5 protein-coding genes and 1 tRNA gene are annotated in these 6,472 nt (G+C 35.3%); 2 read left to right on the forward strand and 4 right to left on the reverse strand.

Features of this window, described 5'->3' with window-relative positions:
- Positions 1–1,500, forward strand: a complete 1,500-nt coding sequence (locus QWT87_RS18000) for a lipopolysaccharide biosynthesis protein (protein ID WP_302717783.1) — start codon at positions 1–3, stop codon at positions 1,498–1,500.
- On the opposite strand, the gene QWT87_RS18005 is transcribed toward QWT87_RS18000, so the two are convergent.
- From QWT87_RS18005 to QWT87_RS18020, 4 genes are all read right to left on the reverse strand, one after another.
- The gene (locus QWT87_RS18005; RefSeq protein WP_302717785.1) at positions 1,493–2,560 is read right to left on the reverse strand and encodes a hypothetical protein; all 1,068 of its coding nucleotides are present in this window, start codon (positions 2,558–2,560) and stop codon (positions 1,493–1,495) included. The two genes, QWT87_RS18000 and QWT87_RS18005, sit on opposite strands and share 8 nt — an antisense overlap.
- A gap of 236 nt (positions 2,561–2,796) precedes the next feature.
- Positions 2,797–3,651: a glycosyltransferase family 2 protein gene (locus QWT87_RS18010; RefSeq protein ID WP_302717787.1), complete on the reverse strand. Its 855-nt coding sequence runs from the start codon at positions 3,649–3,651 to the stop codon at positions 2,797–2,799.
- Between the two features lie 82 nt (positions 3,652–3,733).
- Positions 3,734–5,134, reverse strand: a complete 1,401-nt coding sequence (gene aspA, locus QWT87_RS18015) for an aspartate ammonia-lyase (RefSeq protein ID WP_302717789.1) — start codon at positions 5,132–5,134, stop codon at positions 3,734–3,736.
- A 71-nt stretch (positions 5,135–5,205) separates the two neighbouring features.
- Positions 5,206–6,234, reverse strand: a complete 1,029-nt coding sequence (locus QWT87_RS18020) for an N-acetylmuramoyl-L-alanine amidase (RefSeq protein WP_302717791.1) — start codon at positions 6,232–6,234, stop codon at positions 5,206–5,208.
- 136 nt (positions 6,235–6,370) lie between these two features.
- Between QWT87_RS18020 and QWT87_RS18025 the strand changes: the two genes are divergently transcribed.
- Positions 6,371–6,455, forward strand: a tRNA-Ser gene (locus tag QWT87_RS18025).
- Positions 6,456–6,472 lie beyond the last annotated feature (17 nt).

A 6,472-nucleotide genomic window follows, 5' to 3' on the forward strand; every position in this document is an offset into this window, starting at 1 on the left:
ATGAGTGTAGTAGCAAGGCAGGGCTTTAAATATTCCATCATTGGATATATTGGTTTTTTACTGGGAACCGTTTCAATATTTATTTTCATGAATAATCTTGAGTTCTACGGAACTTTAAGATATATCATGCCAACCGCAGAAATGTTCGTCCCTTTCGTTGTGTTCGGGATTTCTTATGCTAATGTAAAATTTTTCCATAAAGTAGATAAAGACGGAAAAAAGCAAAACATGCTTTCGCTATCTCTGCTTGCTGTGGTCATTAATTTTGCTATATTTCTGTGTATCTTCTTTTTTATTCCCTATTTTTTTCCGGAATTTAAGAATACCAAAGCCTGGAAAATTAAAAACATCATTCTGCCACTTACTTTAACTCTTTCTTTTTGTGCAATTTTTAATAAATATATTTCGAATTACAAAAGAATAGTCGTTTCTAATATTTTTGACAATCTTTTTCCAAAAATTGCCAATCTGGGTGCTTTTCTTATTTTTATATATTTAGCATCACGGTACGCAGAGCCTTCAACTATTCCTGAAAAAATCGCATTGATTTTCTTTTTCGGAATGTTTGCCCTGATGTTTTTTGGATATATTTTTTACACCAATAAACTGGAAAAAATAAATCTGGATTTCAGTACAGATTATTTCAAAAAAGATAACTTTTACAAAGAGTTCGCCGCTTATAGTTTTTTCGGGTTTTTAGGAACTTTTGGAAATTATTTAGCCATCAACAACTTTATGATTGGGGAATTTCTGGGGATGGAAGAAAACGGAATTTACTCTACACTGTATGCTTTAATTTCACTAATATCGATACCCCAATTAGGTTTATTTAATATTTCAGCACCTATCATCAGTAAAAACCTTGCAGACGGAGATATGGAAGGTCTGGATAAATTTCATAAGAAAACATCCCTCACTTTGTATTTTCTGGGAGCGGTTCTGTTTTCATGCATCATCATCGGGTTTCCTTATCTTACTTATTTTATGCCTAAAAACGGAATTCTTTTAAGGGAATATCAACCGGTTGTGTGGATTTGGGGATCTGCGGTACTGGTAGATTTAGCAACGGGCTTCAACGGAAACATTATTTCCCTTTCAAAATATTATAAATTTAATATTGTTGTAATGCTTTTATTAGCAGGACTCACCATACTGTTAAATCTTTACTTTTTACAAAACACAGATCTTAAATTAAGCGGAATTGCCCTCTCTACAGCAATTTCTCTTACCACCTACAATGTCATCAAGATTATTTTCAACTATGTGATGTTTAAAGTTTCTCCTTTAACGATTGAAATGATTTTTGTATCGATTATCTGTACTTTAGCGGTTACAGTTGCGATTGTTTTGCCGAATTTCGAAAGTAATTTCATCAACATGATTTACAAACCCGCCGTTGTGCTGATCCTGATTTTTATCGGAAATTATTTTACCAAGATTTTCCCTGTTGAAGACTATCTGAACAGAAATTTCATCAAAAGTATTTTTAAATTTAAATAGAAATTAATTCGTTTAATAGCTTTTCTAGTTTTTGCTGAACAGATTTTTTATTGAATTCTTTTTGAAAGTCGAACTGACTGTTTTTTAGTGATTTAAACTGCTCCAGAATATCTTTTTGCTCAGGAACAATAAAATCTAATTTTGAAGCATAATTTGAAGGAAAAACAGCTTGTTTTCCATATTTGATGGCATCTCCAAGATTTCCCGTCATTTTTGTTTTGCCATAAATTTCTTCCTGACTGAAAAACGTAGTTTTCTGCTGAATAGGACACCACAAAACGTCCGTTTTCTGCATCCAGTCTTCGAAATCAGCTTGAGAAACTCTCTCTGAAAAATAGGTAATATTGATATATTTCAATGAACGTTCCAGATCTATAATATCTTTTAATTCTTGATTTTTTGCTCTTCCTAAAAAGACAAATTCAATGAATTTATTTTCAGGATCTGAATGTTTATTTAACTTTTCAAGATTGTTTATGACTGAAAAAACTCTTTTATAATCTCTTCTTTGCTGGGAAACTCCACCCGGAATAACAATAATTAACACTTTATTTTCCGGTTTTTTAAAATTTTTAGTGTAAAAAAGAGGCAAGAATGTATACCTTTCAGAACTCAACTCTTCATCCAAAACCAATCGTTTTTTTGCTGTCTGATAGACTTTTGATGAATTTAACAGACCTTCTTTCCACAACAATTTCAGTCTGTATATCTGATCTTCTTTAAAAATACTTTTGATAAGGCTGAACTTTGAAGATTTCATAAAGTTCATGTTGTGAACAATTACGGAAGCATTGTATTTTTTTACAATCGCAAGAAAGGTGTTGAAATAACGGTGAACCGTTCCGATGATGATTACATCATATTTTTTTAATTTCAACTGGTCTAAAATCATTGAACTGTCCGACAGAAAAATATTCTCTCCGGATTCAATGATCTGATCTTTTATTTTTTTTGAAAAATAATAATCTACGGTAAATTCTCCGGAACCGCTCATTATATTGATAAAATCCTGAGCAATTTCCGCGTGGGTATCAATTTCTATGTAGGCTATTTTTTTCAAAATTCTAACGTTTAGGCTAATTTTATATTTTGTTAAACGGACTAAAATCCGTTTCTATTGAATAGATTCTATTTTTGCTTATACTTAATTAATCATAATGCTTAATTTTAACGCAAAGTTCGCAAGAGTTTTTAAACATTAACTGCTTTTAAGCTCGCAAAGGCGTTTCACTCAGCAGAGAACCCAAAGTTTTTTAATAATGCCGAATCGCGGACAACCACATTTTATTTAATTAATTACATTTTCAGCCATTTTTTCTTCAGCATATTCCAGCGCTGATTGTTGATGACTCTCTGTTCCTCTTTTGAAATTTTCAGTTCCAATTTCTGAGAACGGCAGTTTTCATACGATTTAATGATTGAAAAGAAAAACGCAGCCGATTTGCTTTTCGCTGCTTCTTTTGAGGAAGCGATGTAGGCTAAAAACCGGTTCAGTCCTAAAAAATAAAAATATCTCCCGTAATAATCTGCGGGTTTTATGGTATAATCAGCTCCTTTCACTTTAATTAATTTCACATGAAGTGCCGGAAGAACAACTTCTTTCCACCCAAGATTTTCCAGTAAAATGGCATCGATATTGTCCCATCCCAATGTTTCACGAATGCCTTTCATCCCGATAAAACTTTCTTTTCGGTACGCTTTCATCGGACCTCGGACATGATGTTTGTTGGAATTTCCTTCGTAAATCCATTCTCCGTCTTTTTCAACATACAGTAAACCGCCAACCAATCCGTATTTCGGATTATTTCTGAAAGTTTTTTCTACCGTTTCAAGATAATTTTCAGGTAAAATGACATCCGCATCAAATTTACAGATGACTTCAAAATCCTCTATATTCTGAGTATTCAAGCCATTTTTAAAAGCATTGACTACTTTTGAACCGGGTTGATGCGCAGATTTCTGAAGATCAATCGTTTCAAACCGGGAATCACTGTCTGTATATTTTCTGATGACTTCCGAAGTTCCGTCTGTAGAACCGTCATTAACGACCACGACTTTAAAATCCTTAAAACTCTGCCGTTGTAAAGAATCTAATGTAAAAGGAAGATTGTTTTCTTCGTTATGCGCAGGAATGATGATTAAAAATCTCAAAAGAAAAATATAAATGATGAATAATAAGCGATAACTGATAAAATCAGGTTAGATTTTAATCATTTATCGCTTACCGTTACTATTATTTGTTGTGGGGTTTCAGCATATTTTTAGGATCAAGGATTTCATCCAGTTTCTCCTGAGAAAGAAGTCCTTTTTCCAATACTAAATTGTACACACTTTTTCCTGTTTCCAAAGCTTCTTTGGCAATCGCTGTCGATTGTTTGTAGCCGATGTAAGGATTTAAGGCGGTTACGATTCCAATGCTGTGTTTCACCATATTCAGGCAGACTTCTTTATTTGCCGTAATTCCGACGATACATTTTTCGCGAAGCGTATCCAGAGCATTGCTTAAAAAGTGAATATTTTCCATGATCGCATGAGAAAGCACAGGTTCCATGACGTTGAGCTGTAACTGTCCTGCTTCTGCTGCAAAAGTTACCGTAAGATCATTTCCGAACACTTTAAAACAAACCTGATTCACCACTTCCGGAATCACAGGATTTACTTTTCCCGGCATAATGGAAGATCCCGGCTGCATCGGAGGTAAATTGATTTCCGACAATCCTGCTCTCGGTCCTGAAGCAAGCAATCTTAAATCGTTGCAGATTTTTGATAGTTTAACAGCAAGACGTTTCATTGCAGATGAATAGATCACATAAGAACCTGTATCCGGCGTTGCTTCTACCAGATCCGGCGCTGAAACGACAGGAAAACCTGTTAACTGCGCTAAATTTTTCGCACAGAGTGTTGCATATCCAACCGGAGCGTTAATTCCTGTCCCGATCGCAGTGGCACCCATATTTACTTCTACAAAAAGATTGGCGTTATTATTTAATTTAGAAATATCTTCTTCCAAAGTAGCTGCAAAGGCTTCAAATTCCTGTCCCAAAGTCATTGGAACCGCATCCTGAAGCTGCGTTCGCCCCATTTTAATCACATCCTGAAATTCTTTTCCTTTTGCTCTGAAAGCTTCAACAATTTTCTCCAGTTTTTCTACAAGAGAGATGTTCATCTGCAAAAGTCCCATTTTAATTGCCGTAGGATAAGCATCGTTGGTAGACTGGGAAAGATTGATATGATCGTTGGGTGAACAGAATTCATACTGCCCTTTATTTTTCCCAAGTTTTTCCAGAACACGGTTGGCAATTACTTCATTGGCGTTCATGTTGATGGAAGTTCCTGCTCCACCCTGAATCATATCCACCGGAAACTGGTCGTGCAGTTCTCCGTTTATTAATTCATCACAAACTTCAGCAATGGTATGATATAAATTTTCATCCAGCAGACCCAGCTCATAATTGGTTTTGGCTGCCGCTTTTTTTACGAAAGCCAACCCTTTGATGAACTCCGGATATGAAGATAAAAGCTGTCCTGAAATTTTAAAATTATTAATCGCTCTTTGCGTCTGTACTCCATAATAAGCATTCACCGGAACTTCTAATTCTCCCAGTAAATCGCTTTCTTTCCTGAAATTTTCCATTACAGATTTTTTAATTATTTTGAGACTTTAAAGATAGCAAAAACGCACCGAAACCGATGCGCTTTCCTTATTTATTTTGTAGGATATTTTACGTTTAAAGCCTGCAATATGGAGAAGGTTTCCGCGTCCATTATTCCGTCGTAATTCTGCGGTCTGAAGTGATATTGAAATGCTTCTATTGTTTTTTTGGTGGCATCATCCCATTTACCGCTCAGATCCAATGCGTACCCGAATTTCTGAAGTTGTGTCTGAACATTAAAAATAAACGTCGGATCGTTGTATTTTGACTGGAAATCCGTAGATGTTGCCAGATCATAGAAACTTTGCTTCACGGCATCATCATACCACATTCCGATTTGGTATTCGTCGTATAATTTTTTCCATGGAAATAAAGGTCCCGGATCTTGTTTTCTTGTAGGGGCAATATCTGAATGTGCGAGAATATTGGTCGCCGGAATATTATATCTCGCCACAATATCTTTTACCAAAGCGGCTACTTTTTTTACCTGAGCTTCATCAAAAGGCATGAAGATTCTCTTTCCTGCAGCGTCTGTCGTGAATCCTGAATTTACAATCTCAATTCCAATAGATGTATCATTAAGGTTTTTATCGGCTCTCCACGCGCTTACTCCGGCGTGATATGAACGTTTATTTTCATCTACCAACTGATAAATTTCGTTATCTCCTGTATTGTTTACCAGATAATGCGCACTTACCGCCTGCTGAGACAATACGGTAATGGATTTATCATCCGGTAAAGCCGTATAATGCAAAATTAAATATCGTTGTCTGAAATTCTGTGCAATTGCAGGGAAATAAGTTTTCACGACTTTATAACCTGCAGGTTTTGCTGAAACAATAGAACCATAACTTGCGGTGTTATCATTTTTAGTAATATCCGCAATATTGGTGGTAAAAAATTCTACTCCGTGTTCAGAAGTTATTTTCGGTTTTGGTTTATCGCTACCCGAAGCCTGGGCTGTTGTTTTAGGCTGTACTGAAGGGGTTCTCGGGATGTATTGTTTTTTTTTAGCATTTTGCTGAGAAGTACAGGAAAAAATCAAAGAACTTAATCCGATGATATATAATGTATTACGCATTTGTTTACTTTTTTTGTTGTTTATTACCTCAAAAATACACAAATTTTTCTTGAAAAATATTTGGTAAATAAAGAAATCTGTTCTATATTTGCACTCGCAATAAAGGAACAACGATCATTAAAAAATAAGATAAACAGGAGGGTTGCCGGAGTGGTTAACGGAGCAGTTTGCTAAACTGTCGACGCGAAAGTGTCGCAAGGGTTCGAATCCCTTACCCTCCGCTTTTCTATATATCTTT

This window comes from Chryseobacterium urinae, assembly GCF_030518295.1.
GTDB lineage: Bacteria > Bacteroidota > Bacteroidia > Flavobacteriales > Weeksellaceae > Chryseobacterium > Chryseobacterium mucoviscidosis.

Coding starts and splice junctions, on each gene's coding strand:
- QWT87_RS18000 (WP_302717783.1), top strand. CDS start 1: ATGAGTGTAGTAGCAAGGCAGGGCTTTAAATATTCCATCATTGGATAT.
- aspA (WP_302717789.1), bottom strand. CDS start 5,134: ATGGAAAATTTCAGGAAAGAAAGCGATTTACTGGGAGAATTAGAAGTT.
- QWT87_RS18020 (WP_302717791.1), bottom strand. CDS start 6,234: ATGCGTAATACATTATATATCATCGGATTAAGTTCTTTGATTTTTTCC.